Annotated in this window: 27 protein-coding genes; 6 read left to right on the forward strand and 21 right to left on the reverse strand. The window is 66.5% G+C overall.

The annotated features are described in order from the left end of the window. Positions 1-56: 56 nt before the first annotated feature. Entirely contained in the window at positions 57-284 is a 228-nt protein-coding gene (locus PX653_RS18580) for a hypothetical protein (RefSeq protein ID WP_277414228.1), read from the forward strand. 6 nt (positions 285-290) lie between these two features. Here the strand turns inward: PX653_RS18580 and PX653_RS18585 are convergent, their stop codons facing one another. The 17 genes from PX653_RS18585 to PX653_RS18665 form a co-directional block, all read right to left on the reverse strand. Beyond that, positions 291-1,052, reverse strand: a complete 762-nt coding sequence (locus tag PX653_RS18585) for a TraX family protein (RefSeq protein ID WP_277414229.1) — start codon at positions 1,050-1,052, stop codon at positions 291-293. Then, positions 1,049-1,996: an OmpA family protein gene (locus PX653_RS18590; RefSeq protein WP_277414230.1), complete on the reverse strand. Its 948-nt coding sequence runs from the start codon at positions 1,994-1,996 to the stop codon at positions 1,049-1,051. The genes PX653_RS18585 and PX653_RS18590 overlap by 4 nt, the downstream gene beginning before the upstream one ends. Further along, a complete protein-coding gene (locus PX653_RS18595; protein ID WP_277418602.1) occupies positions 1,993-2,643 on the reverse strand; it encodes an LPD7 domain-containing protein in 651 nt (216 codons plus the stop codon). Before PX653_RS18595 ends, PX653_RS18590 begins: the two co-directional genes overlap by 4 nt. Beyond that, on the reverse strand, positions 2,531-4,741 hold the full coding sequence (locus tag PX653_RS18600; protein ID WP_277414231.1) for a type IV secretory system conjugative DNA transfer family protein: 2,211 nt from the start codon (positions 4,739-4,741) through the stop codon (positions 2,531-2,533). Before PX653_RS18600 ends, PX653_RS18595 begins: the two co-directional genes overlap by 113 nt. A gap of 13 nt (positions 4,742-4,754) precedes the next feature. Continuing rightward, positions 4,755-5,795 carry a P-type DNA transfer ATPase VirB11 gene (gene virB11 / locus PX653_RS18605; protein WP_277414232.1) on the reverse strand — a complete coding sequence of 347 codons (1,041 nt, stop codon included), beginning with the start codon at positions 5,793-5,795 and terminating at the stop codon, positions 4,755-4,757. After that, the gene (virB10, locus tag PX653_RS18610; protein WP_277414233.1) at positions 5,792-7,171 is read right to left on the reverse strand and encodes a type IV secretion system protein VirB10; all 1,380 of its coding nucleotides are present in this window, start codon (positions 7,169-7,171) and stop codon (positions 5,792-5,794) included. The genes virB11 and virB10 overlap by 4 nt, the downstream gene beginning before the upstream one ends. Further along, positions 7,171-8,004, reverse strand: a complete 834-nt coding sequence (virB9, locus tag PX653_RS18615) for a P-type conjugative transfer protein VirB9 (RefSeq protein ID WP_277414234.1) — start codon at positions 8,002-8,004, stop codon at positions 7,171-7,173. Before virB9 ends, virB10 begins: the two co-directional genes overlap by 1 nt. A 9-nt stretch (positions 8,005-8,013) precedes the next feature. Further along, entirely contained in the window at positions 8,014-8,838 is an 825-nt protein-coding gene (locus PX653_RS18620) for a VirB8 family type IV secretion system protein (RefSeq protein ID WP_277414235.1), read from the reverse strand. Positions 8,839-9,153: 315 nt separating this feature from the next. After that, entirely contained in the window at positions 9,154-10,200 is a 1,047-nt protein-coding gene (locus PX653_RS18625) for a TrbL/VirB6 family protein (RefSeq protein ID WP_277414236.1), read from the reverse strand. A 10-nt stretch (positions 10,201-10,210) separates the two neighbouring features. Further along, positions 10,211-10,444: a putative periplasmic lipoprotein gene (locus PX653_RS18630; protein WP_277414237.1), complete on the reverse strand. Its 234-nt coding sequence runs from the start codon at positions 10,442-10,444 to the stop codon at positions 10,211-10,213. 42 nt (positions 10,445-10,486) lie between these two features. Continuing rightward, a complete protein-coding gene (gene virB5, locus PX653_RS18635; RefSeq protein ID WP_277414238.1) occupies positions 10,487-11,209 on the reverse strand; it encodes a P-type DNA transfer protein VirB5 in 723 nt (240 codons plus the stop codon). A gap of 72 nt (positions 11,210-11,281) precedes the next feature. Then, positions 11,282-13,705: a VirB4 family type IV secretion/conjugal transfer ATPase gene (locus tag PX653_RS18640; RefSeq protein WP_277414239.1), complete on the reverse strand. Its 2,424-nt coding sequence runs from the start codon at positions 13,703-13,705 to the stop codon at positions 11,282-11,284. A gap of 70 nt (positions 13,706-13,775) precedes the next feature. After that, the gene (locus PX653_RS18645; protein ID WP_277414240.1) at positions 13,776-14,099 is read right to left on the reverse strand and encodes a VirB3 family type IV secretion system protein; all 324 of its coding nucleotides are present in this window, start codon (positions 14,097-14,099) and stop codon (positions 13,776-13,778) included. A 3-nt stretch (positions 14,100-14,102) separates the two neighbouring features. Next, positions 14,103-14,477 (reverse strand): TrbC/VirB2 family protein, encoded by a 375-nt coding sequence (locus PX653_RS18650; protein ID WP_277414241.1) that lies wholly within the window; start codon positions 14,475-14,477, stop codon positions 14,103-14,105. Positions 14,478-14,491: 14 nt separating this feature from the next. Then, entirely contained in the window at positions 14,492-14,791 is a 300-nt protein-coding gene (locus PX653_RS18655; RefSeq protein WP_277414242.1) for a hypothetical protein, read from the reverse strand. 63 nt (positions 14,792-14,854) lie between these two features. Continuing rightward, positions 14,855-15,562 carry a lytic transglycosylase domain-containing protein gene (locus tag PX653_RS18660; protein ID WP_277414243.1) on the reverse strand — a complete coding sequence of 236 codons (708 nt, stop codon included), beginning with the start codon at positions 15,560-15,562 and terminating at the stop codon, positions 14,855-14,857. 9 nt (positions 15,563-15,571) lie between these two features. After that, positions 15,572-16,144, reverse strand: coding sequence for a hypothetical protein (locus PX653_RS18665; protein WP_277414244.1), 573 nt, complete (start codon positions 16,142-16,144; stop codon positions 15,572-15,574). A 795-nt stretch (positions 16,145-16,939) separates the two neighbouring features. Here PX653_RS18665 and PX653_RS18670 point away from each other — a divergent pair. The 4 genes from PX653_RS18670 to PX653_RS18685 all read left to right on the forward strand — a co-directional run bounded on the left by PX653_RS18670 (position 16,940) and on the right by PX653_RS18685 (position 19,856). After that, a complete protein-coding gene (locus tag PX653_RS18670) occupies positions 16,940-17,482 on the forward strand; it encodes a hypothetical protein (protein ID WP_277414245.1) in 543 nt (180 codons plus the stop codon). Between the two features lie 22 nt (positions 17,483-17,504). Continuing rightward, on the forward strand, positions 17,505-17,819 hold the full coding sequence (locus PX653_RS18675) for a hypothetical protein (protein WP_277414246.1): 315 nt from the start codon (positions 17,505-17,507) through the stop codon (positions 17,817-17,819). A gap of 53 nt (positions 17,820-17,872) precedes the next feature. Then, positions 17,873-19,087 carry a 6-phosphofructokinase gene (locus PX653_RS18680; protein ID WP_277414247.1) on the forward strand — a complete coding sequence of 405 codons (1,215 nt, stop codon included), beginning with the start codon at positions 17,873-17,875 and terminating at the stop codon, positions 19,085-19,087. A gap of 163 nt (positions 19,088-19,250) precedes the next feature. Continuing rightward, on the forward strand, positions 19,251-19,856 hold the full coding sequence (locus tag PX653_RS18685; RefSeq protein ID WP_277414248.1) for a hypothetical protein: 606 nt from the start codon (positions 19,251-19,253) through the stop codon (positions 19,854-19,856). A gap of 315 nt (positions 19,857-20,171) precedes the next feature. Here PX653_RS18685 and PX653_RS18690 read toward each other — a convergent pair whose 3' ends face one another. From PX653_RS18690 to purM, 4 genes are read right to left on the reverse strand one after another with little or no spacing between them, the layout of a single operon-like run. Next, positions 20,172-21,155, reverse strand: coding sequence for a hypothetical protein (locus PX653_RS18690; RefSeq protein ID WP_277414249.1), 984 nt, complete (start codon positions 21,153-21,155; stop codon positions 20,172-20,174). A 57-nt stretch (positions 21,156-21,212) separates the two neighbouring features. Further along, on the reverse strand, positions 21,213-21,638 hold the full coding sequence (hepT, locus tag PX653_RS18695; RefSeq protein WP_277414250.1) for a type VII toxin-antitoxin system HepT family RNase toxin: 426 nt from the start codon (positions 21,636-21,638) through the stop codon (positions 21,213-21,215). Then, on the reverse strand, positions 21,619-22,035 hold the full coding sequence (gene mntA / locus PX653_RS18700; protein WP_277414251.1) for a type VII toxin-antitoxin system MntA family adenylyltransferase antitoxin: 417 nt from the start codon (positions 22,033-22,035) through the stop codon (positions 21,619-21,621). The genes hepT and mntA overlap by 20 nt, the downstream gene beginning before the upstream one ends. A 2-nt stretch (positions 22,036-22,037) precedes the next feature. Beyond that, positions 22,038-23,081 carry a phosphoribosylformylglycinamidine cyclo-ligase gene (gene purM / locus PX653_RS18705; RefSeq protein ID WP_277414252.1) on the reverse strand — a complete coding sequence of 348 codons (1,044 nt, stop codon included), beginning with the start codon at positions 23,079-23,081 and terminating at the stop codon, positions 22,038-22,040. A 285-nt stretch (positions 23,082-23,366) separates the two neighbouring features. On the opposite strand from purM, the gene hda reads away from it, so the two are divergent. After that, on the forward strand, positions 23,367-24,035 hold the full coding sequence (gene hda / locus PX653_RS18710) for a DnaA regulatory inactivator Hda (RefSeq protein WP_277414253.1): 669 nt from the start codon (positions 23,367-23,369) through the stop codon (positions 24,033-24,035). The last annotated feature ends 5 nt before the right edge of the window (positions 24,036-24,040 follow it).

Here is a 24,040-nt window from a genome sequence, read left to right on the forward strand (position 1 = left end):
GGCGACCGCCCATCGGCGCGATCATGGCGGTATCGAACGGCGGCAAGGAGGCTGATATGCGAAACGACGGAGACAGGGCAGCGCTGTGGTCCACCCTGCACTGGCAACTGGCAGGGATTGCCTGCGCACTGGTCGTCGGGCTGGCGCTGCTCCTGCTTTACTGCGACGTGCTGTCGGCCGCCGCGGCACTGGCGGCGGCGGTACTGGGCATTGCGTATGTGCTGCTGCTGACATGGCGCTATACGCGGCCGCCGCCCGGCCGGCCTGGCGAGGGCACGGCCTGAGCGGCTTCAGCCGGTCCTGGCGACCAGCCACAGCACGCCAAGATGCGCCGGGTAGTACCAGTAGAACAGGCGGCCCGCCCGGGGCAGCTTGAACTCGACGTGCGGTGCGGCCAGGATGAGTGGCAACGCCGCCAGGTGCCACATATTGCGGTTGGCCCACCACAGCGCGCCACAGCACGCCAGCAGCACGCACAGCCGCAACCTGTCGGGCTGGCGGCAATACAGCCAGCAGGCGATGGCAAACGCCAGCGCGAACCACCAGTATTCCACTAGCGCGCCACCGATGACGAACAGCGCGACCGCGGCCACCGTGTGCAGTTGCGAGCGGTGCGACAGCAGCCCGATCACCAGCGTGGCCACCAGCAACGTGAACAGGATGTTCAAGGGCCACCAGCCGCCGATCACCTGGCCCAGTCCGATGAACGGCACCGACGCCGCGGCGCCGAACAAGGCCAGGCGCCGCGCCACCCGGTGCAAGGCGCCGCCTTCCAGCGCCTGCGGCCGCGCCAGGTTGTAGCACAGCACGAACACGAACAGCGGCATCGCCACCCGGCCCAGCGCGTACAGCGCCGGGTACTGGTAGTGCAGCAGGAACTTGTTGACGTGATCGAGCGTCATCAGCACGACACCCAGCCATTTCATTGCCTCCAGCGTGCCCGCGGCAATGCGCAGCGGCGCCGTGGCCGCGACGGGCGGCAGCGCGACGCTTGGCGCCTGGGCCCGGCCATTGCGCTGGCGGACGGCCGCCGAGCCCTGGCGCCGGCTCACGAGGCGCTTCCTGCCGGGCGCGCGACTGCGGCCCGGCTGGCCAGGCCGCGCGTGACGAGTTCGATCTCGACACGGCGGTTCAGCGCCCGTCCCTGCTCGCTGCGGGCCGGCGCGATGAAATCGCCGGCCGGTTGGGCAAACACGCGGATCTTGGCCGGCTCGACGCCGCTGTCGATCAGGAAGGTCCGTGCCGCCACCGCCCGTGCCAGCGCGATACGGGGATCGTCCGGCCCCGCGACGCGGGCATCGGTGCGGCCGCGCACGTTGACCCGCTCGGCCGCGTGGGCCGCCGCCACCAGCGGCCGCGCCAACGCCGGGTCCGGCGCAAACCCGGTGGCATGGCTGTCGAACTGGACCCGCACAAGTACCGCCGAGGCTCCGGCCAGCCGGCGTTCCACGCGCTCCAGGCGGGCCAGCAACTGGCGCGTCTCGGCGGTATCGCCGGCGGCGGCGATCGCCTCCCGCACCTCCTCGGCCTGTGCCGCCGACAGCGTCACCAGGGCGGCCAACTCGCGATCGGGCGCCACGCCCGCCGGTTCGGCCAGGACCGCGCGCGCCGCGGCCGGGGCTGGCGGTGCGGCGCGTGCCGGTGCCGCGGCGGGCAGCGGCCGGGGCGCTGCCGGACGCGCATGGAACGACAGCACGCGGGTATTGACCCGCACCGTAAAATTGTCGAGCTTGCGCGGCAGGCGGTAGAAGCGGCCCTCCCGTTCGTACGGCACGGCGGCACCGTCGGCGTCCTCGATGGTCAGCCAGAACAGGCGCGGTGCGATCTCCAGCACGGTCCGCTTGCCGTAGACAAAGGCACGCACGCCGGACGTATCGCCGGCAGCAACGTAGTCGGCGCTGATGGGAGTGCGCGGCGCGCTGTCCGGCGGCACGCCGGCACAACCGCACAGCAAGGCAGCCGCCAGGGCGAGGGCCGGCAGGTAGGGTCGCCTCATCGCGTCATCTCCCGCGCGTGGGTAGGATCGGTACGGTTCATGGGTGTCGCTAGCTCCTGTGTCGAATGATGGTGTGCGCGGCGCTGCACGCGCGCCATGACGACGGCGCGCTGTTCCGCCGTCAGGCCGTCCGCTGCGGCCTGGCGCTCGATCGCATCGATGGCGGCGCACAGCGGGTCCGGTTCCGCCGGCGTCGTGGCGCGGGGCGGGTCGTGCCGGCGTCGCGCCAGCTCGGCCCGGTCATCGCGGCTCGGCGTGTAGCCACGTACGTGCATGCCGTGGGCGGCGGCTTCAAGCCACACTTCGCGGCAGAACGCGGTGCTGCCGCTGACGCGGATGTCGTCCCAGCCCCGTGCCTGGGCGATCGCGACGAGCGTGTCGGCGACCTGCGCGCTGTCCGACGGGGTTTCCAGCCTGCTGCCGCGATCGCGGAACGGCGGCGCGGCCGTACCGTCGGCCTGCTCGCCGGCCGCGCGGGGGCGGGCGCCGCCGTGAAAATCTCGTCGGATGCGATGACGTTGCCGGCGGCGCGCTTCATGCCAGGATCCCCGCCTCGCGGCACAGGCTGTCGGCGTAGGCCAGCAGCGCCGCTTCGTCCATTTCCTCGGCCGGCGGCAACGGCACCGCGGCGAAGTCCACTGCGAAATCGCCCAGGTCCCGTTCGGCCAGGGCGTCGACCTCGGTCGCCGCGACGGGCCGCTCGACGACGTTGACCGTCCTGCCCGCGGCCGCCGGCACCGGCGCGGCTTCGCTCTCGGCCACGAGTTTCTGGTGCGCGGCAACGTCGACCAATGGGACCGGCGCGCCCAGCTCGCCCCGCCGGGCCGCATCTTTCAGCTCGTTCTCGGTCGGCAGCTTGCGCCCCAGCTTGCCCAGCGACGGCGACACGCTTTTCAGGCGATCGATGAAGACGGGGTCCTGGAAGTAGCGCACCCGCTGCGCCAGGATGGGCGGGCAATCCTCCACGATGACCAGTTCCGCGCTTTTGCCGAGGCTCGTGATTTCCTGCGGCAGCATCAACGCACGGCGTTGTTCCGACACGCTTTCCGAGCGCTCGCGCCGCGCGAACATCGCCTTGCGCTGCGATTCGGACACGGCCTTGACGGTCTGGTCGCCCAGCCATTTCGAAATGGCCTCGGCCGTCTTCGTCTCGGAGGCCTTGGGCGGGAACACGATCTGCAGCGCGTGGTTGGTGGTGAACGTCTCGGCCGCGTGCTCGCCGTACACCTCGACGACCTGCATGGGACTCTGGATGATGGGCAGCATGCGCAGGCCGTAGCCGGCGATGTAGCTGATGCCCTTCGACAGCACCTGGATCTTGCCCATGGCCGTGAATTCATCGGCCACGATCAGGCACTGGTACTTCAGCGCGGCGTTATGCTCGGGCAGCTGGCGCGTGTTCAGGTCGATCATCTGCTGGAAGAACAGGTTCAAGAGAGGCGCCATCCGGTCCAGGTTGTCGGGCGTGACACCCAGGTAGATCGACATGCGCTTGCTGCGCAGTTCGCGCAGGTCGAAGTCGTTGGCGCTGGTGGCCGCATCGACCAGCGGGTTGTACCACAGCTCCAGGCGCGAGCGGAAACTGGTGATGATGCCGCTGCGCGTGGTGTCGGCGGAGATCGACAGGTACGAGTTGAGCGCGCGCTCGCATGCCGGCGACAGCGCCTTGCCGATCCGGGCCGCCGCCACGTCCGCGGGCGTGGCCAGCGCCAGCGCGACCAGGTCGGGCGTGCGCGGCGAATGCCGGCGCAACGCGTCGACCCGCTGCACCAGCGCCTTGCGGTAGGCCGGGCTCAGTTGTATCCAGACCGCCATCTCGGCCATGACGGGGTGCTGCTCGGGCGGCCGGGCGCGGTCGGCCAGCACGGCGTCGGCATCGCGCCCGGCCTGCTGCGCCGCGGCGGTGTCGTCGGCCTCGGCGATGCGCTGGCCGAGGCGGCGTGCCTGGACGATGGTGCCGAAATAGGCGGCGCCATCGCCGTCCACCAGCGTTTCGCGCAAGACCTGGCCCAGGGTGACGAGCTTGCCGGGCGTTTCCAGCAGCATCAGCACGATGCCCAGGAACAGGGCGCGCGGCGTCGCGGTCCAGATGGGATCGACACCGGGCTCGTCCGGGAACAGCATGCTGGCGATCTTCTGCACGTCGTCGATGCGGAAATGGGGATCGCTGCTGACGTAGGCCAGCGGATTGTAGCGATGGGATCGGTAGTCGGCCGCGGCCGGGTTGAACAGGAAGCACTGCTGGCCATGCTTGCGCCGGAAGCCGCTCGTGATGCCATGGTTTTCCTGCTTGATGTCGAGCACGACGACACTGTCGTGCCACGTCAGCAGGTTCGGAATGACGATGCCGACGCCCTTGCCGCTGCGGGTCGGGGCCGACATGATGACGTGCTGGCTGCCGCCGAACATCAGGTACGAGCCCTTGTACTGGCCCACCAGGATGCCCCGTTCGCCCAGCAGGCCGGCCCGGCGCACGTCGCGCGGTTCGGCGAAGCGGGCATCGCCGAACAGGCTGCGCCGCACGCGCGTGCGCAGCAGCAGGTACAGCGGCACCGCCAGCAGCACGGCGGCCACGCCGGCGCAGCCGTACAGCCAGCGGCGCACCCCGGCATCGGTGCCGTAGTAGGCCCAGTACTGGTACATCGTCAGCGGCGTCGCCTGCGTGACGGGATGCCCATGCGCCAGCAGGAACATGGCACCGGCCAGCCAGGCCCACAGCAGGCCCAGGCCGGCCAGCGCGGCCACGACAAGGGCCGGCCTAAGCCATCTGCTGCCGCTTGAACTCGGGGTCATAGTAGATCTCCTTGAGCTTGTACTTGTCGTAGAACAGGATCACGTCCAGCGTCGTGAACAGCCGGTGCTTGATGTAGTCGCTGTCCAGGTGGGCCCCCGTGCGCGAGTCCTTGATCAGCGCCGTCAGCTGTTCGAATGCCTCCATCGCCCCGTTGGCGTGCATCGTGCTGATCGACCCCGGGTGGCCCGTGTTGATCGACTTGATGAACTCCCACGCCTCGTCGCCGCGCAGCTCGGCCAGCAGGATGCGGTCCGGCTTCATGCGAAGGCACGACGCCAGCGCCTGCTTGGGCGACACCTTGGCGCCGCCCTCGTCTTCGCGCGAATAGAACAGGTGCACCTTGTTGGCGTGGTGCTGCAGGAACATCTCGTGCACGTCCTCGATCGTGATCAGGCGCTCGTCCGCCGGGATGCTGCGGATCAGGCTCTTGCTGAGCGTGGTCTTGCCGGACCCCGTCTTGCCGACCACAAGGATGTTGCGGCGCTTGCGTACCGCCAGGTCGAGGAATTCCTTGATGCGGCGGCTTTCCTTCAGCGCCAGCAGCTCGCGCTCGAACGGCGCCAGCCCCTCGCTGACGAGCTTGCACTCGTCGAACGAGCCTTCCGCATTGAGTTCGTCCAGCGTCTTGTCCAGCACGCTGGGCTTGCGGATCGTCAGCGACACCGTCTCCTCCTCGCAGGCGGGCGGAATGACGACCTGGACCCGCTCGCCGTAGATCAGGCTGGCCGACAGCACGGGTTTTTCGGCACTGATCGCCTTGCCGTTGAAGTTGGCGATCAGCCGCGCCAGCTGCATGCAGGCGGCGAAGGTCATTTCCGGTGCCTCGAACACCTCCCAGCCGGTACGGCGTTCGACCCAGACCTCGCCGGGCCGGTTGATCACCAGCTCGGTGACGCCGTCTTCGAGCAGCCAGGGCCGCAGCGGCGCCATGTAGGCGTACAGCATGTCGGGGTTGTCGCCGCCGTCGGAGCGGGGCCGGCGCAGGCTGCGATCGGGCGCGTTCATCGGGTTTTCCGCAGCCCGTAGACACTGGAAAAATCAAGGTCGCGCGCCACCATGACCTGGATATGGTCGCCCTGGTTCTTGATGATCGTGGGCGGGATGTCGACGGTGCTTTCCAGTATCTTCTCCACGACCTGCGAACCAGCCATGCCGCTGCCGCCCAGGTTGATGGTGTCGCCATCGCGCTGCCGCGCGACCAGCAGCTCCATCGACTCCTGGATGAACGTCATCAGGATCGCCGCGCCGAAGCGGTCCAGGAAGTGATGGTCGACCCAGCCTTCCAGGCCGCTGCGACCCAACGCATCCGTGCCAGGCGAATTCAGGTTGATGATCACGCCCTGGGGTGTCTTGGCGCGCGACCACAGCGCGAACACGCGGGCCTGGCCGTGCTTGACGTTGCCCTGCTGTTCGCCGACCAGCTGGGTGCCCCGTTCCAGCAGCAGCACCTGGCCGTTGTCCGAGTAGACGTCGCGCGTGACACGGCACGTCAGGATGCCCGGCAGCGTCGTGTCGATGGCGGTCTCGAGCGCGCAATCCAGCGCCGTGCCCTTGGTGATCAGGAAATTACGGTCTGGCAGCATGCCGGCCGACGCCCCCTTCAGTTCCGCCGGCTCGAGCCGCGCCGCCAGCCCGTTGCTGCCGCCGCCCGGGCCATTGTTGCCGCCGGTCGGCTGTGGCGTGCCGCCCATGCCGGGCAGCATGCCCGGGAACAGGCTCGGCAACCCTGTCAGGCCGCCAGGGCCCCGGCCGGTCCCGTTGCCGGCCGGCCCCGGCTCCGCGCCGGAAGCCATGCCCGCTTGTTCGACCAGCAACGAACCGCTGCGCTTGCGGCCGGCCCAGTCCTGCGGCCCCTTGCCGGCGGCGCCAGCACGCTGCATGGCAATCGGGAACGGCTGGTTCGACTGCGCCCGGACTTCCGGCGGCGGGGTGGTCGACAACCCGCCCGCTCCCGGCCCGGGCGCCGCCACCGGCATCGACACCGCCTGGATCGGCGGGGGTGGCGGTACCGCCAGCGGCGGCAGCGTGTTGGCGACCTTGTCGTTCGGTTCCACCTTCTTGCGTTCCGGCGTCTTCTTGCCGTTCACCGCGACGATCATCGCGGCGCCGATCGCCACGATGACGAACAGTCCCAGCACATTGATGATCTTGTTGTTGCCACGGCGCCGGTTGACCGACGGCAGGCCGGCGGACTCGAACTGCTCGTCCACCGTCCCCTCCTGCTCGCGGCCGCGCTGGCCGTGCGTGGCCTGGGCCGCCTGCGCCAGCGTCGGCTCGGCCTGCGCCGCGTCCAGGTCCGGCAGGTCGTCCGTCGGCTCGTCGTCCGCCGCGTCCTGGCGCGGCTTGCGCCCCATGGCTTTCAGCTTGTCGAAAATCCCCATTACTGCGCTCCCTTGATGACCCGCTCGACGTCCGGCGCGACCGTGCCGCTCGTGTTGTCGCTGCCGCCGTCCAGGTCAAAGCTCTTGTTGATGACGCACGCAACCGCCTTGCCTTTGCGCAGGATCAGCTTGCGCACCATGCGCTGCACGACGATCGCGTTGCCTTCGACATTGGTGTTGATGAGCGATTCGGCACCGTCCTTGTCGACCGCATACACGGCCGGCATGTCGCGGTTGCGGCTGAAGGTCAGGTAGATGAAGCGGCCGTCGTCGCGGGCCGCCGTCGGGCTGACTTCGGACGAGCCGGCCACCCAGTAGTCGTTGTTCTCCTCGCGCTTCTTCGCCTCGGCCATGCGGCCCTGCATGTCGATCTGCGCCGCCTTGGTTTCCATGGCCTTGATCAGCGTCGTGGCCTTGGCCGCCTCGTCGTCCGGATAGCGGAACGACAGCGAAAACACGAGGTTCGGATCGCGCCACGCCGTATCGTCGCGCACCTTGCGGGGCTGCACGATCAGGGCGAACTGGTAGACGCGCTTGTCCGTTACCACCGTTACGTTGGTATCGGCCTTGTGCGCCTTGGGCTTGATGAACAGATGCGTGCCGCGCGGGATGATCTCCCACGCCTCGACGTCGCCCACGGCCACGTCCTTGATGGTTTCCTTGTCGGCGAACTGTACGTGCGTGGAGACGCCATAGAACGTGCTGAGGCGGACCACGTCGGCCGGGTTGTAGTCGACCACGCGCACCCGGCTGTCGAAGGCGCCCTTGGGGGGCGTCAACTCGGCCAGGGCCAGCGTGGGCAGGAACAGCGCGATGCAAACGAATCGTTTCATGGCGCCTCCTTATTGCACGGCGGCGTTGGCCGGCGCGATGGCGGGCACCTGCGCCTGCGCGCGCGGCGGCACGCCCGGCAGCACGACGGCCTGCTCGGCAGGCGGCGGCGCCGCCTGGCTCATCACCGGCGCGGCAGGCGTTTCGCGCACCGGCTCGGCGTCCGGGTCGTTGCGGTACTCCGTCACCTGGAATCCGACCGGGTTGATGTCGCGGTCGCGTTCGGCCATCGGCGCCCCGGAATAACGGAACACGATGGTAGCGGCCCAGTGCGACACGGCCGGCCGTTCCGAGGAACCCCGTTCGATCTCCTTCCAGTAGCGCACCAGCAGCACATTGCTCTTGATGAAGGACTGGCCCTTGATGTGGATCTTCACCCGCGTATTGGCGCCATACACGTTCAGCGGCGATTGCGGGTTCTTCGGCGTGAAGAAGTCGGCGTAGCGGCGCTGCTCGCCGCTGCCGCTCATCAGCCCCACCTTGTTGTAGTAGTCCTCCGCCAGTTCGCGCGAATAGCCTTCGCGATACAGCACGTATTGGCCGGCCCAATATTTGTCGAGTGCCTCGCCGTAGGTATTGCGGGCGTTCGGGATCTCGCTGATGACGTCGACGCGACCGGTGGAATTGTCGACGCGGACGATGCGCAGCTCCGTCTGCTTCAGCGGCGTCAGGCCGGCGACGGCGACGACCGCCACGATCGCCAGGCCGCCCGCGACCAGCGCGACGGTCCAGGCCAGCCGCTTCGACTTCTCCGCCTCGAGCAGCCGGTTGGTTTCCCACGAGCGGGCCTCGCCCAGGTACTTCTTGAAATCGTTCTTCTCAACTTTGGTGGCCATGGCCGGCTCCCTTCGTGCACAGCGCCAGGCTGGCGGCGGAATTCAGAGGCAGCGCCGCCTGGCCGGGCAGCGCGTTGACGGGACGGAATTCACCCTCGCACTGGGGCGGCTTGGGCGAGTTGAGCGAGCACCCAGCCAACAGGCAGAGGGCCACTGAACCGAGTGTGAAACGCATGGGAACTCCTTCGTTTTTGTTCATCGTGACTGCATTTTTCGACGGTTTTGCGTTGCAGAAACCGCCATATCGCTTATTTCGGGCGTAAAAAAGGAGCGGTGTCCGCGCGCGCGGAAACCACCGCCCTGCACACCCCCTCTTCAACCCTTCCTGCTGGCTCCCGTGATCTTGCGGTACACGGCGCCCGGTACCCCTGTCGCAGCCCGCATCGCCCCCTTCGTGATGCGGTAGTCGGCCTTCATCCGATTGAGCGACTTGCGCGCATTGGTCGGGCGCATCGCCCCAAGTGCACCCGTGGCCGAACTGAACGCCCGGGTGTAGGCCCAACCGACCGCGCCCAGCGTGCTGATCGCCGCGCCCCCACCCAGCGAGGACGCCATCGTCGGCAGCTGCGCCATCAGCAGCGCACTGATCAGGCAGAACACCAGCGCCGGCAGCGCCTTGTCGATGGTGGGGCTGGCGATGATGCCGGCCGCCGACACGTCCAGGTAAGTCTCGATGATCGTCATCACCAGCTTGACCGCCGCCGCCGTCAGCACGATCAGGAACACGTAGTTGAGTGCCTGCGCCAGCCACGCCTCGAAGAACTTCTTGGTGCCTTCGAAGATCAGCAGCAGCACGAAGATGGGGCCCAGCGCCAGCAGTACCGCCAGCGCCATCTTCGACAACGCCAGCAGGAACGCGGCAAAACCGGTGGCCGCGAGGCCGGCGATCCAGACCAGCAGCGCCACGGCCATCATGCCGATGTCGGGAATCCAGCCGCCGCTGGAGACCGCGGTCTGCCAGTACGCGTTGCCGATGTCGTACAGCCTGGACATCAGTACGTCCAGGTATTGCACGTTGGCCGATGCATCGTCGAACCCGGAGGCGATGATGCCGGCCATCGCCTCCGGCGCATCCCACAGGAAGTCCGACACGTAATCCTGATAGCGCCCCAGGTTCAGCGCGAGGCCGACGATGACGGCCAGCCGCACGATCCGCGCCACGCCGTCCGTGATCGGCTCGGAAATCATCCCTCGCATCATCGTCCAGCCCCACAGCATCATGTAGATCATCAGCATCGAGTAGGCGACGCCGGAAATCGACGCGATGATGTCGGTACCGACCGAAGTGATGTACGTATCCAGCGCGTCCGTCAGGTCGCTGAACATGTCCTCGTAAAAATGGAATTCGCTCGGCGCCGCCATGGTCTATCCGTCAGAAGCGGGGAATGCCGTCGGCGCTGCGGGTCGCCCCGGCCACCATCGCCCGGCGCACCTTGATGCAGGTCGGATGTTCCGCCTTGTCGGCACAGTACTGGTCGACGAAGGCCTTCTGCGTCATCGGCGTGCCGTTGACGACGATCTTTTTCGGATCGTCCACTTCGGGGACGGAATCGCTGCACCCTGCCAGCAGGGCGACGAGGACGCCGGCAAAAACCAGTTGTTTCATACGAGCTTCTCCATGGGGCGGCGCCTGTGGCGCCGCGGTTGATCAAAAACGGGGGATACCGGTGGGCGACTTCGTTGCGCGCATGATGATTTCGCGCGAACGCTGCTGCTGGATATCGCGCTGGGCCTGCTGCAACTGGGCCAGCGCGCTCAGCTTGACCAGCTCGTTCTGCACCATCGCCTGCTCGCCCTGGATGCGCGCCTGCAGGTCGGCCACGTCCTTCGCGTCCGGCGTGCTGCCGAGCCGGCCGATCAGCGTCTGGATCGCCGCGATGCGGTCGCTGGCCTGCTTGTAGCCTTCCTCCGACAGGGCCCGGTTCAGTGCCACCTGGTTCTGCGAGGCCACGAACGAACGGCCCGCGTCACTGCCCGGGTCCAGGCTGGTGTCGCCAATGTCCATGAACTCGGCACCCGACTTGATGCTGTTGACGTTCGTGCGCAGCTGGGTGTAGCTGCCCGGCGCCGTCAGCAGGTTCATCGCCTGGTTCCATTCGTTGGGCAGGTAGCGCCGCAGGGCCGGGTTGTTGACGAGGCTTTCCATGCCGCGCACACCGCTCATGCTGTTGAAGGTGCGCACCGCCTGGTTGTACTGGTTCTGCAGTTCCTGGTATTGCTGCACCATCTGGCGCGCCTGCTCGGCCCAGGCCTGGACCTGCAGCCCGGTGTTAATCAAGTTCGAAGCATCGAGCACCGGAATGCCCGCCCGCGCCTGGCCGGCGCCGAACAGCGCCAGCGCCAACGCAAAAATTTTGATCATCTGTTTCATCTGTTCTCCTTGAAGAGTTGCGCGAATCTATGAATGTGCCGCCACCGGCCCGCGCTTACGGTTACGGCCTTCTCAACCACCCTTGCGGAGGCGATGGAACTCGGGCAGCCAGTGGGCCGGATCGCTGCCCAGCTCGGCCACCAGTTTTTCGACCATGTTCGACGTGGCCGTGTTGCCGGACAGGACCGCCAGTTCGTCGTCGAACCCGCGCAGCTTGAATTCGGCCACCACCGAGTTGCCGCCCTGCTTGACGAGGAACAGGCGCGACTTCTCGCCGAAGCTGCGGATGATCTCGAATTCGCGCTCCGTCAGCTTGAAGCCGTTGACGTATTCGTCGCGGTCGGCTTCCGGATTGGGCAGGAAGATCTTGGTGGCGGTCTGCTGGATGATGGCGTCGGCAATCGGGCTGCGGATGACCTGGCCCGGCATCTGCGTGCCCAGGATCAGGAAGCCGTCCTGCTTGCGGATCGTGACCAGCTTGTTCTCGACCAGTTCCTGCAGGGTCTTGTCCTTGCTCAGCTGGCCGAACTCATCGAAGAAGATCGGCACGCGGCGCCCGTCCAGCAGGCTTTCGATCCGGTGCAGCAGGTACATGATCGTCGGCTCGCGCGTCTCGTCGTTCGGCAGGAACTCGGTGACGTCGAAGCCGACCAGCGGCACGTCGTCGATCGTCAGCGTGTCCTCGGCGTTGTCGAACAGCCAGCCCAGCGCCGCGCCCCGTCCGGCCCAGCGCGACAGGCGGGCGTGGATGCCGTCGTCGTCGACGCGCGGCAGGAACTGCAGCACGGCGCTCAGGCGGCGCAGCGGCTTCTGCACGCTCATCACGCCCTGGATCGCGTGGTAGATGTCCTTTTCCTCGGCGGCCGTCAGCGGCCGGTCGGCGCGGTAGACCAGGCGGCGCACCAGCCGTTCCAGGAAGTTCAGGTTGCGCTCGGTGGGCTCGAGCTGGAACGGGTTCCAGCCGGACGGCACGCCGTTCTTCAGCGGGAAGTAGCGCCCACCCATGGCGCGGATGCCCACGGAAGCGCCCAGGTCCTTGTCGAAGAAGACGGCGGACAGGCGGTTGCCGCCCGGCTGTCCCGCGTTGTTGAACTTCAGCGACTGCGCCAGCAGGAAGATCTGCAGCGCCGTCTTGCCCGTGCCGGACTTGCCGATAATGATCGTGTTGGCCAGGTCCTTGTGGTTCGGATCGAGCGATGCCGCCCGCTTCGCTTCCGAGCCATCCTCGCCCTTGTGCCAGTTGAAGTAGTACGGCGCGCCGGACGTGGTGCGGAACGCCGTCACCGCATGGCCCCACTGGTTGTGGCGGATATGCCCGATCGGGAAGTTATGGAACGAGCTGAAGCCGGCGAAATTGCGGCTGCTGATGTCGCCCACGCTGACGCGGAACTCGAAGTTGCCCGGCAGCTGGGCGTAGAACGCGCCCACGATGCCGATGTCCTCGCGGGCCCACTTGATGCCCGCGTCCGAGATCGCCTTGCCGGCGTCGCCGATGTGATCGGCCAGCGCCTTCTGCTCGTCGGCCCGGATCAGCAGCACGAAGTTGTGCACCCCCATCACGATGCGCCCGGACATCAGGTCGTCCATCGCGTCCTCGATGGCGTCGACCTGCGACGTGGCGACGTCGCCCGCATTGGTCATGCGCGCATGCTGGCGCTTCATCCGCGCCAGCGCCACCGGCCGGCTGAGGAACGTAAACGACTGCGCCAGCACGAACTCGAACGGCATGCGCAGCAGTTCGTTCATCAGGCCGGGGCAGGTGATCGGCGCGTAGTCCTGGATCGTCAGGATCGCGCCGTATTGCGTGCGGGTCGGGCCTTTCAGCGCCAGCAGGCCGCCCTTGCCGAACATGGGCCGCGACGTGGCCAGGTTGTCGGCCATCTCCGCCCAAGTCAGGGGCTGGCGGCGCCACTCGCCGTCGACGAGGAACGCCAGGAACTCGCGTACCTCGGAGAACATGATGCCGTTGTGTTCGTAGCAGCCCAGCACTTCGGGCTCATAGCGGTCCAGCCCGGCCAGTGCCGTGTCGACGATCTCCTGCAGCGCCTCCAGCTCGGCCTGCTGCTGCTCGGCCAGTTCGGCGGCCGCGCGCTTGCCCAGCAGGTCGAACAGCTTGAGCGCCTTGATCGGCTGCGGCCGGTACACGATGGTGATGTACAGCTCGTTGATCAGGCTGCGCTGCGATGCCAGGTGGTTCCGGTATTTTTCGTTCAGGTCGTGCGCGAAGCCCGGGGCGAACTCGCCGCCGGGGAATTCGCCATACTCGCGCCGCACCACGTGGGTCCACAGCGCCACGTTGGGCGACGCGATATTGCGCGCCAGGTTGTTCAGTTGATCGTGCCAGATGTTGATGTCGCGTACGTCCGCGCTTTCATGCGCGGCACCCTGCATGCGCAGCGTCGTGATGTAGTCGCCGGTCTTCAATTTGACGACCTGGCGCGTGACGTGGCCCGCATACGGAATGAAGAGCTTGCCAACGGACTCTTCCTGCTTCATTGCGTCAGCGTATTTGAATCCAACACCCATGCTAGTCCTCTTGCCGCCGGGGCGGCTCAGTGATGTCCACTTATTGTTCCCACTTGCTCCGGGCCAGCGGCGAGAAACTCGCCGCGCCCCAGAAGCGATTGTTGCGACAGCGTCCGACGGTCTTCAACCACATCATCATCCCGTCGAACGCCTTGGGATTGCTCGCACTGATCGCGTACAGCACTGCATGGATCGGCACGGCCAGCAACAGGTACAGCGGGTTGCCGACTGCGAGGAACACCAGCGTCGTCACCATGAACTCGACGACGAACGCCGTGTACGGTATGCCCCACATGGTGGTGGGGCGCGTCAGGCCGACGAACAGCTCGTCGGTATAGACGTCCTCTTGCGTGCCGTCCTGCATGTATCAGCTCGCCGCGTCGATCAGGAAGTCAACCAGGGCCGCGCCACCGAAGATCAGCACGATGCCGACGATGATCTTGATGGCCCAGTCCCACGACAGCTTGCCGGCCAGCGCCGCGATACCGCAGGCGATCACGCTGATGATCGCGATGGTCCGGGTCAGGCCGCTCTGGAAGATGGCCAGCACCTGCGTACCCATCGTGTCCCATGGCGTCGCGGCCGCGGCCGCCAGGGCGATGCCCGGCACGACCGCTGCGGCGCAGATCGCCATCACTGCCATCGAGCGGCTGGCGCGACGGTCGGCGTCGCGCATGGCCGCCTTGTTCGCGGCCAGTGCCGTGCGTCCTTTGCCGATCAGGCCGGAAATTTTCTTGGTCATGCTCATTTGCTTGCTTATCCTAAAGATAGAGTCAGAGTGATGGTCGGGATAACCCCGTACTTTTCCTGGATGTGTCGGGCCAACCTGTCCAGGCTTGCCCATTCGCGTGGGGTCTTTCGAAAAGTTACAAGTGCTAACTCTCCTTCCTGATTGTTGAGGTTGACCATGATGCGAAACTTCCCTTCCCCGTTCTGAACGATGTGCATCCTCCTGAGCGCCTTGCTGCGAATCACGAGGATGAGCTCCGATTCGCTGATGCCGCTCAGGCGTTCCTGCATCGTTCTTGTTGTTGTCGTCTGCGGCGCTGGTGCCATGTTCTGTTCTGTGTACAAAGTGCGGTCCTTTCCCTGTCGCGGGGCCGTCGTCATGCGTGCTGGCTACCGGTACACCAGCGTGGCCGCGGCCGCGTCGGTTCCCTGCAGGCGCACCGGCGCCTCGTCGTGCGGCGCCATGACGCCGACACGGAACACGGCATCGGTGGACTGCCGCGGCGCCGCGCCGAACACCAGCGTGCCGTCGTCCGGTCGCGGCAGCTCCACCGCCACCGGGGGCCGTGCCGCGGCCACGCTCGCCCGCGCCGGCAGCACGCGGATGGGCGCCGCAGCGGCCGCGCCGCCCGCCGCGGCGCTGTTCAGTACCCGCTGCACGTAGCTGGGCTGGCCTTTCAGGTCCTGGCGGAACCCGGTCACGAAGTTACCGCTGTAGTAGCAGCTGAACGCCGCATGCAGCGCAGCCTGCTCCGCCATGCCGCGTTGCCGCGCACGATCGAAGCAGTCCTTCAGGATCAGCGCCGCCACCCGCAGGTTGCCGCATGCTTCGAACGCCGTTTCGTACGTCAAGCCGTACTTCGCCAGGTTGTGGCGATTGACCTGGCCGACACCCAGCGAGAAGTTGTAGCCGGCGCGCTCCAGTGCCTGGGCCGTCTGGACGGCCTCGGCGCTGTTGCGGGGCTGCCGCTCCAGCCGGCCGCCGACGACGCCGATCGCGTACGGATTGAAACCGGACTCGACCCGCGCCAGTGCGGCCAGCGTCTGGGGATGCGCCGCGGGCGCGCACTGCTGCGCCAGCGCCAGGAATTCCATCATCGTTCTTCCCTACCAGCGCACGCGGTGCGAGAAGGCCGAATCGATGTAGATGTCGGCGTGATACGGCTGCGCGACCGGCTGCATGACGACGATGTTGTCGTACGTCGTCACGGCCACCGTCGACATACCATCGCCCTCGCCCACGTTGACCCAGGTTTCGCCGGTGGGACGGCCCACGCACACCTTGGCCGGCAGCGACGAGTGGTCGTAGCCATAGCCATCGCCACCGTCGCCCGTGCCCGTATAGACGCTGGACGCCCCGGCACCGCCGGCCGCCAGTGCGCCTTGGGCCAGCGCTGACGTTCCCGGTGGGCATGGGTCGTAGAACGACACGCCGTACTGGGCCCATGAACGTCCCGCCGGCGTGCCCGACGGCGCGCTCGCCATCGAGCAGCCCGGAAATGCGCGGCCACGCGCCAGGTCACGGTACAGTTTCCTGATCGGTTCCACACATTCCGCGACCGCCATCGGTCCCTGCGGGTTGGCCAGGCACAACAGCACCTTGCAACCGTGGTCGCTGGCCTGGGCCACGCCGGCGCCGCCTGCCAGCAGCGCTGCGGACAGAAGAGTACGAACTTTCATTTTTCCCCTTTCTCGGACATATTGGCGAGTAAATAACATTATTTTAAGATTGCGAAATCATATATTTTGCAATGCACAGGATTGCATATTGCTGCGCCGGCGAACTGCGATAGGAATAGGGTGTCGCCAAAACCAGACAGGTGCCGCACATAATCGAACCAGTTCGAATGTCGCCCTCCTGGAAATCGCAATCTCCCGCTTTTCTTCGCAAATCCGCAGGCAATTTCGGAAGGCCGTAATTTAACATCGGCTGGACAAATTCTTTCTATCGAAATGTCACATCCAATAAAAAAGTGACCCCGTCGTCAGCGCCCCCTGCTAAAGGAGGGCAACGGCACTTGCTTGTTGATAGCTTTGCCAAAGGAAATCAGAATTTCCGCGCAAAACTCTTTTTCAGAGCGTGATCCGGCCCTCTTCATAGGAGAGGGCGGCGTCGGCCCGTCACACGATCGATGGGCGTGCAAGCCGCATGGAGTCTCGCGGGGGCGGCCAGCCGGCCATGCGGGCAGCGGACAACCCCCCATTGTGAGTGTTGCGATGATCATACAAATGCAAAGATAATATGATTGCGAATTGGAAATTTTCTGCGCGGATATATCTCAGTAAGGCAGGGCGTAAATTTCCTTTTGGAATTTCTTTCGTTCAGTCAATTTCTTCTATGCCGCGACATTATCAGGCAGGATCAAGCCGGAACGGGTTGCAGTGTCGCAATTCACCTCTCAAGCGATCTGATATCGATATCTTGCGGGCGCGCCATCCTGGCGAGGTAATATCTCGCGCGTGGCCCGGCGCAAGATGGATAGTCGCACCTGCGCCAGCAATTTCCTTTATCGACGGCTCTGCGGACGATTACAATGGACGATCAGCATGCGACTTAGATACACCGATCAATTCCTGCTGGGGAGCTGGACCGGCCTCGCCATAGCGGCCGCGATTTACACGCGCGGTGTCGAAGCGAGCGTGCACGCGCTGCTTGCCGGGGCTGGCAGTACCATGCTGCTGATCGCGGTGCGCACCGCCGCGACGTCGCGGCCGTCCCTGCAGGGCGTGCCCCGGGCCGCCGCAGTGCTGGTTGCCGCGCTGCTGCTGTTCGGCGTTGCCGTCCTGGCCGAGCGCCTCTATACGGTCCACGGCCGCGGCTACCCAGCCCGGCTGGCCAGCGAAACGCTGGGCGACATCAACGACCGCGATGTGGCCGCGCTGCGCGAAACGGCATGCGCCGGTGCGCCGATGGCACTCATGAACCGGCCGCACGGTGTCGTGCTTCGCTGCGGTACCTGGTGGTACCAGCCTTCGACGCGGACCTTCCTGGCCGCCTCGTATCGGCCGGGAGGATAATGATGGGAAACCTTATCGCTGGTTGCTCGACAATGCGGCCCTGCCGCTGGCGATGGCGCTGGCCGCAGCGGCGGCCACGGCTGCGTACCAGTCGCGCGAGATCGAGGGCGAGGTGTACCGCGCGGTGCGCCAGGCATTCAAGGCGGGCGGTGCCGACTACCGCGCCGCGGTCGCCCAGGCGATGGGCGACGGCTCGATCAGCCGCTGGGAGCTCACCGGGCTGCAGCAACAGTTGGCACGGGACGGACAGCCGTTTATCATCGACGTGCGTACCGTCAACCTGCGGGAGGAACGCGTGCTGTTCGCGGCGGCGGCCCGCTGGGCCGCACGGCGCTGACAACACAGGAACGACATCGACGCTGGCCGGCTGACCTTTTCAAGGAGACGTGCATGGGCTCTGGCAGGATTCTGGTGGCACAGGGAGGCGGGCCGACCGCCGTCATCAACCAGTCGCTGGTCGGCGTCACGCTGGAGGCGCGGCGCTTTCGCGACGTCACGCGCGTGTACGGCGCGCTGCACGGGGTGCGCGGCATCGTCGACGAGGAGTTCGTCGACCTGACGCAGGAGACCAGCCATAACCTGGAGCTGGTTGCGGGCACGCCGTCGTCGGCGCTGGGATCCACGCGCGACAAGCCCGACGAGAAATACTGCGCGGAGATCTTCAATGTGCTGCGCGCGCACGAGATCGAACATTTCTTCTACATCGGCGGCAACGATTCCTCCGACACCGTGCGCATCGTCAGCGAGCAGGCCCGCGCCGCCGGCTACCCGCTGCGCGCGATCCATATCCCGAAGACGATCGACAACGACCTGGTGGGCAGCGACCACACGCCCGGCTATCCGTCGGCCGCGCGCTTCGTCGCCCAGGCTTTCGCGGGCGCGAACCTGGACAATGCCGCGCTGCCCGGGGTCTACGTGGGCGTCGTCATGGGCCGGCACGCCGGGTTCCTGACGGCGGCATCCGCGCTGGGCAAGAAGTTCCCCGACGACGGCCCGCACCTGATCTACCTGCCCGAGCGCGTGTTCGACCTGGAGCGCTTCCTGGCGGACGTCAAGGCCACGTACGAACGCTTCGGCCGCTGCGTGATCGCCGTCTCGGAAGGCATCCACGATGCCAGCGGCGCGCCCATCGCGACATTGCTGGCCAAGGACGTGGAACGGGACGCGCACGGCAACGTGCAGCTGTCCGGCACCGGGGCGCTGGCGGACCTGCTGTGCGACGCGATCAAGGCGCGCCTGGGCATCAAGCGCGTGCGCGGCGACACATTCGGCTACCTGCAGCGCTCCTTCATTGGCTGCGTCTCCGACGTCGACCAGCGCGAGGCGCGCGAAGTGGGCGAGAAGGCCGTGCAGTTCGCGCTGTGGGGCCAGGCCGACGGCTCCGTCGCCATCCGCCGCACGGGCTTCTACTCGGCCGACTATGCGCTGCTGCCGCTGGCGGACGTGGCGGGCAAGACGCGCACGATGGAAGACGAGTTCATTGCCGCCAGCGGTACCGACGTGACGGATGCGTTCCGCCTGTACCTGCGCCCGTTGCTGGGCGCCGGCATGCCGGACGCGTTCCGGCTGCGGCCGGCACCGGTGGCGAAGATCCTCAGGCGGTGATCCGGCTGGCGTCTGCCGCGCCGCCGTGCGTCTCGAACGCTTTTGCACCCAAAGGCACCGCCCCCGGTTGCTGGTCCCGGGTCGCGGTGCAAACGCGCAAACGAGGACAGCCGACCAGCCGCGCTGAGTTACAATAAAAGCAATATTACTCGTGAGGCATTGCATGCGGTTTGCATCCCTGTATCGCCGCGCCATCCTTGCCGTGGCGCTGGCGTTTCCACTGTCCTGTCAGGCCGACGCAGCGGTGCCGGCAAGCCTGCTCGTCAACGCGGAACTGGCGCAGCTGTTCGCCGACGACCAGGCCGACCGCAACGTGCCGCCGGGGACTTCGATCGATTGGGAATTGGTCGGCGTACGGGATGACCGGCGCGAGGCGCGCGTCAAGGCGCTGCTGGCGGCGGATGCCCTGCGCAGCGGTGCGGACTTCTATCACGCGGCGATGATCCTGCAGCATGCCGACACGCCCGACGACTACTTGCTGGCGCACGACCTGTGCGTGATCGCCATCGGCAAGGGCGAGGACCGGGCCCGCTGGCTGGCCGCTGCCAGCCTGGATCGCTTCCTGATCAACGTGGGACGCCGGCAGCGCTTCGGCACACAGTACGAATCGAAGCGGTCGTACCTGCCGCCGCGGCTGGCCGAGGTCGATCCCGCGGTGCCCGATGCGCTGCGGCGCGAGATGGGCGTGCCGTCGCTGGCCGAGGCCAGGGAGAAGGAAGCGACGATCGCCCGTGCGTACGAGCGCCGGAAGGCCGCGCTGCGCAAGTAGGTCCCAAGCCCCGGCTTACAGGCCAGCATCGTCGGCGCTACGACGCGACGCGTCGCCGGTGGATCGCCAGTAAGCGTTCGGCTTTGGCCGGTCGTTCGGTGTCGGACCCGTTGAATCCGCGAATCCAAACCCGGCGGTGTCAGGGGTTCCTCGCCGCCGCGGTGGCAGCGCGGCGCTTCCGGCTAAGGCGCCTTCAGCCGCGCCTCGATCCAGGTCCGGGAACGGGGCAGCAACATGGGTTTCTCCAATCGATAGGGAAAACCATTATCCCCGCCATATAGCAAAAGTAGCAACTTCGCCGATGCTAGGGACGGATCACGGGAGCTGCAATGCCTCCGGCACGTTGTAGCTGAAGCGCTTCGTGTCGAACATCAGCTTCCATTTTTTCGGCTCGACCGGCATGCCGTCCAGCGTGCCGCCCTGGGTGACGGTGAACGGCACGGGAATGGCGCCGTTGACGGTGCCCGTGCGATACGTCCAACGCTGCTTCTCGCAGCGCTGCGGGCCGATCTGCTCGGCCGCGCCGTCATCCGTGGCGGCCAGGCGCTGCCACTCGTCGAAGGCCTGTTTCGCTTCGTCGCAAGGCATGCCGGGGTCGTGCTCGGCGCCGGCGATGAATTCGCCCAGCTTGGCGATCTCGTTCTCGCGCGGCGCCCAGATCGTGTTGCGGGTGACGATGCGGTCGGTGCGCGGGTTGTCGCTGTCGGCCACCTTGACGACCCAGCCCCACAGTTTGCCGGACAGCGCCTCGAAGTGCACGTCCTCCGGCTCGATCGGCGCGTTGAAGGCCCCGATGACGGGCTGGCTGACCTCCGTCAGGCCGCCGTCGCCCGGGCGCGTCGGGCGGATGTGGAACACGCCGTAGATGACGGCCGTGTCGTCGTCGATCGTGCCCGCGCCGCTGGCGAGGAAGTACAGTTCGTCGCCGTCGGGCGCATCCGTCACCTTGGCCTGCTGGATCACGCGCATGACGTAGGCGCGATTGTTGTCGCCCACGTACAGCCAGCCCTTGCGGCTGGCGGAGTACTTGCCGTAGTTGCTGGTCATGACGCTTTCGATGACGGCGGTTTCGTCGATCGTCACGCGTGCGGGTGGTTGCTGCTGCGCCTGCTTGTGCTGCCAGAATGCGAAGGCGAGCAAGCCCAGCGCGGCCAGGCCGCACGCCGCCAGGGTGTACAGCAGCACGCTGAGCCAGCGGCGGCGCCGCGCGGGTGCAGGGGTGGCGGGGGCTACTTTCGGGTCTTCCATCCGGTTCTCGATATGCTCGGTCAATACCGGCGTGCGCCGGAAAATTGCCAAGTTTATATCAAAAAGTGCCGACTGAAAAGATGGGAATCTGCCTGGACAGCGGCAAGCCTAGGGCCGGTGCAGCAGCATCTGACGGATGAACGCGTGGAACTCGTCCAGATGGTCGCGGATCACCGCGACGGTGATCGGCAGTTGCAAGGTCTGGTACTCATGGACGGCGATATTGCGGAACCCGACCATCTTCTGCATTGCGCCGGCCAGCGCCTGGTCGATCCAGCCGCCGTCGGCCAGCAGACGGAAGACGTCGCGCGAACCTTGCGGAATGCCCAGGCGTTCGCGCCGGATGACGTGCTGGCCGCAGTCCAGCGCCGCCTCGCACGCCCGCTGGACGTTCAGGATCGCCGCGTCCTGCCGGGTGAAATCGGTGGCGAAGGTGTCCGGGTCCTTGTCGTATTCTTCGCGTGCCCGCGCCACGCACCGTTCGATGGTCGCAGTCTTGTTGAGGATGACGTCGTCAGGTGTCGGACTTGCCATAAACCCTTCCCTCTCGTGCAATGTCATCGAGCAGTGCGGCACGTGCCGTATCGAGCTCCGTCTTGTCGCTCAGGATGGCGCTTTCGTAGAGGGCGGCGGCGGCATCCTTCTGCCACAGCCGGCGACCCGTCGTGATGACCTGGTACTGCATGACGGTGGTCGCGGCCCGCAGGTCGAGCAGGTCGACATCGCGGTCGAGCACGGCCGCCAGTTCCTGGCCGATGTCCCACAGCTGCAGCACGTCGGCCTTGCCTGCCACCAGCACCGCCAGGTCGACGTCGCTGTGCGCGCCGGCATGGCCGCTGGCCTGGCTGCCGAACAGCCAGATGCCCAGCAGGTCCGGCAGCCGGGCCTGCAGCATGCCGACGATCCGCTCTTCCGGCAGGCCGCTGGCCATGCTTACACGACGATCGTCTGGTGCTCGCCTTCCTTGCGTGCACGGATCGTACCGATGCGCGAGACGGCTTCGCCGGCCGCCGTCAGCTGGGCGATCGCCGCATCCGCGTTCTCTGCCGAGACGATCACCGTCATGCCGATGCCGCAGTTGAAGACGCGGTGCATTTCCGCATCGGCCACGCCGCCGTGCTGCTGCAGCCACTGGAACAGCGGCGGCATCGTCCAGGACGAACCATCCAGCTCGGCGGTCAGGTGCTCCTGCAGCACGCGCGGGATGTTTTCCACCAGGCCGCCACCCGTGATGTGCACCAGGCCCTTCACCTCCATCGACTCCATCAGCGCCAGCAGCGGCTTGACGTAGATGCGCGTCGGCGCCATCAGCACGTCGGCCAGCTTGCGGCCGTGGAAGTCCGCTTCCAGGTCCGGCTTGGCCACTTCGATGATCTTGCGGACCAGCGAGTAGCCGTTCGAGTGCGCCCCCGACGAGGCCAGGCCCAGCACCACGTCGCCCGGGACGATCCTGGTGCCGTCGATCAGCTTCGATTTTTCCACGGCGCCCACGGCGAAGCCGGCCAGGTCGTATTCGCCGGCCGGGTACATGCTCGGCATCTCGGCCGTTTCGCCGCCGATCAGCGCGCAGCCCGCTTGCTCGCATCCCTGCGCGATGCCCTTGATGACATCGGTCGCGATCGGCACGTCCAGCTTGCCGCAGGCGAAATAGTCGAGGAAGAACAGCGGCTCGGCACCCTGCACGAGGATGTCGTTGACGCTCATCGCCACCAGGTCGATGCCGACCGTGTCGTGGCGGTTCAGCTCGAACGCCAGCTTCAGCTTCGTGCCCACGCCGTCCGTGCCGGACACCAGCACCGGCTCCTTGTACTTCTTGCTGATCTCGAACAGCGCACCGAAGCCGCCGATGCCGCCCATCACGCCCTCGCGCAGGGTACGCTTGGCAAACGGCTTGATCGCTTCAACTAAGGCATCGCCCGCGTCGATATCGACGCCGGCGTCACGGTAGGACAGGGATACATTCGAAGGTTGGCTCATGGTGTATTTCGCAGCGGAGGCGGTAAAATAGAAGGCGGAGGCCGTAATTCGCTGGTTCGAGGGCAGTTTTTGCGCTGTTTTCGATGCAAATTCCGGCAAGTCCGCTATTTTATCAAAATGGCCCGTCCCATCCCCTAAAAATATCCACCGGCCGCCTGTCCATGCGCTTCCCGTTCGCTTCCCGCTCCAGCCCCCGCAGCGCCGCCCCCTGCCGGCAGCTTCTATAATGCATGCCGTGATGAGCGAAAAGACGATGCAAACGATCAGGTCCACGGAGCGCCAGCGATGAAACAGCTGGTGCTGGACCTGGGCGCCGAACCGGTGCATACCCTCGAATCGTTCGAGGTGGGCCGCAATGCCGAAGTGGCGGCCCTGATGCGCCAGTTCGCCGCGCGCACGTCGCGCGAGCACTTCGCCTACCTGTGGGGCGAGATCGGTGCCGGCAAGTCGCACCTGCTGAAAGCCCTGGCCAGCACCGAGCGCGCGCGCTACATCTCGCCGTTCTCGATCGAGTCCGAATTCGTCTACGTGCCCGACATCGACCTGTACCTCTTGGACGATTGCGAGAAGCTGTCGCCCGTCGCGCAGATCGACGCGTTCGCGCTGTTCAACGAAATCCGCGCCAACGACGCCTTCATGGTGTGCAGCGGCGCCGTGCCGCCGGCCGTGCTGCCCGTGCGCGAGGACCTGCGCACCCGCATGGGCTGGGGCCTGATCTACCAGCTGCACGGGCTGACGGACGACGAAAAGGTGGCGGCGCTGTCGCAGGCGGCGGCCAGCCGCGGCCTGACGCTGTCGCCCGGCGTGTTACCCTATTTGCTGTCGCACTTCCAGCGCGACATGCGCTCGCTGTCCTCGATGCTGGACTCGCTGGACCAATATTCCCTGGAAACCCAACGCCCGATCACCCTGCCGCTGCTGCGCGAATGGCTGCAGGCCGAGGCGAAAGACTGAACTGA

It is taken from the genome of Pseudoduganella chitinolytica (assembly GCF_029028125.1).
Taxonomy (GTDB): Bacteria; Pseudomonadota; Gammaproteobacteria; order Burkholderiales; family Burkholderiaceae_D; genus Rugamonas; species Rugamonas chitinolytica.

Excerpts from the sequence above, each read along its gene's own strand:
- PX653_RS18580 (WP_277414228.1), top strand. The coding sequence starts at position 57 with ATGCGAAACGACGGAGACAGGGCAGCGCTGTGGTCCACCCTGCACTGG.
- PX653_RS18590 (WP_277414230.1), bottom strand. The coding sequence starts at position 1,996 with ATGAGGCGACCCTACCTGCCGGCCCTCGCCCTGGCGGCTGCCTTGCTG.
- virB11 (WP_277414232.1), bottom strand. The coding sequence starts at position 5,795 with ATGAACGCGCCCGATCGCAGCCTGCGCCGGCCCCGCTCCGACGGCGGC.
- virB10 (WP_277414233.1), bottom strand. The coding sequence starts at position 7,171 with ATGGGGATTTTCGACAAGCTGAAAGCCATGGGGCGCAAGCCGCGCCAG.
- virB9 (WP_277414234.1), bottom strand. The coding sequence starts at position 8,004 with ATGAAACGATTCGTTTGCATCGCGCTGTTCCTGCCCACGCTGGCCCTG.
- PX653_RS18620 (WP_277414235.1), bottom strand. The coding sequence starts at position 8,838 with ATGGCCACCAAAGTTGAGAAGAACGATTTCAAGAAGTACCTGGGCGAG.
- PX653_RS18625 (WP_277414236.1), bottom strand. The coding sequence starts at position 10,200 with ATGGCGGCGCCGAGCGAATTCCATTTTTACGAGGACATGTTCAGCGAC.
- PX653_RS18630 (WP_277414237.1), bottom strand. The coding sequence starts at position 10,444 with ATGAAACAACTGGTTTTTGCCGGCGTCCTCGTCGCCCTGCTGGCAGGG.
- virB5 (WP_277414238.1), bottom strand. The coding sequence starts at position 11,209 with ATGAAACAGATGATCAAAATTTTTGCGTTGGCGCTGGCGCTGTTCGGC.
- PX653_RS18640 (WP_277414239.1), bottom strand. The coding sequence starts at position 13,705 with ATGAAGCAGGAAGAGTCCGTTGGCAAGCTCTTCATTCCGTATGCGGGC.
- PX653_RS18645 (WP_277414240.1), bottom strand. The coding sequence starts at position 14,099 with ATGCAGGACGGCACGCAAGAGGACGTCTATACCGACGAGCTGTTCGTC.
- PX653_RS18650 (WP_277414241.1), bottom strand. The coding sequence starts at position 14,477 with ATGACCAAGAAAATTTCCGGCCTGATCGGCAAAGGACGCACGGCACTG.
- PX653_RS18655 (WP_277414242.1), bottom strand. The coding sequence starts at position 14,791 with ATGGCACCAGCGCCGCAGACGACAACAACAAGAACGATGCAGGAACGC.
- PX653_RS18660 (WP_277414243.1), bottom strand. The coding sequence starts at position 15,562 with ATGATGGAATTCCTGGCGCTGGCGCAGCAGTGCGCGCCCGCGGCGCAT.
- PX653_RS18665 (WP_277414244.1), bottom strand. The coding sequence starts at position 16,144 with ATGAAAGTTCGTACTCTTCTGTCCGCAGCGCTGCTGGCAGGCGGCGCC.
- PX653_RS18670 (WP_277414245.1), top strand. The coding sequence starts at position 16,940 with ATGGATAGTCGCACCTGCGCCAGCAATTTCCTTTATCGACGGCTCTGC.
- PX653_RS18680 (WP_277414247.1), top strand. The coding sequence starts at position 17,873 with ATGGGCTCTGGCAGGATTCTGGTGGCACAGGGAGGCGGGCCGACCGCC.
- PX653_RS18685 (WP_277414248.1), top strand. The coding sequence starts at position 19,251 with ATGCGGTTTGCATCCCTGTATCGCCGCGCCATCCTTGCCGTGGCGCTG.
- hepT (WP_277414250.1), bottom strand. The coding sequence starts at position 21,638 with ATGGCAAGTCCGACACCTGACGACGTCATCCTCAACAAGACTGCGACC.
- mntA (WP_277414251.1), bottom strand. The coding sequence starts at position 22,035 with ATGGCCAGCGGCCTGCCGGAAGAGCGGATCGTCGGCATGCTGCAGGCC.
- purM (WP_277414252.1), bottom strand. The coding sequence starts at position 23,081 with ATGAGCCAACCTTCGAATGTATCCCTGTCCTACCGTGACGCCGGCGTC.
- hda (WP_277414253.1), top strand. The coding sequence starts at position 23,367 with ATGAAACAGCTGGTGCTGGACCTGGGCGCCGAACCGGTGCATACCCTC.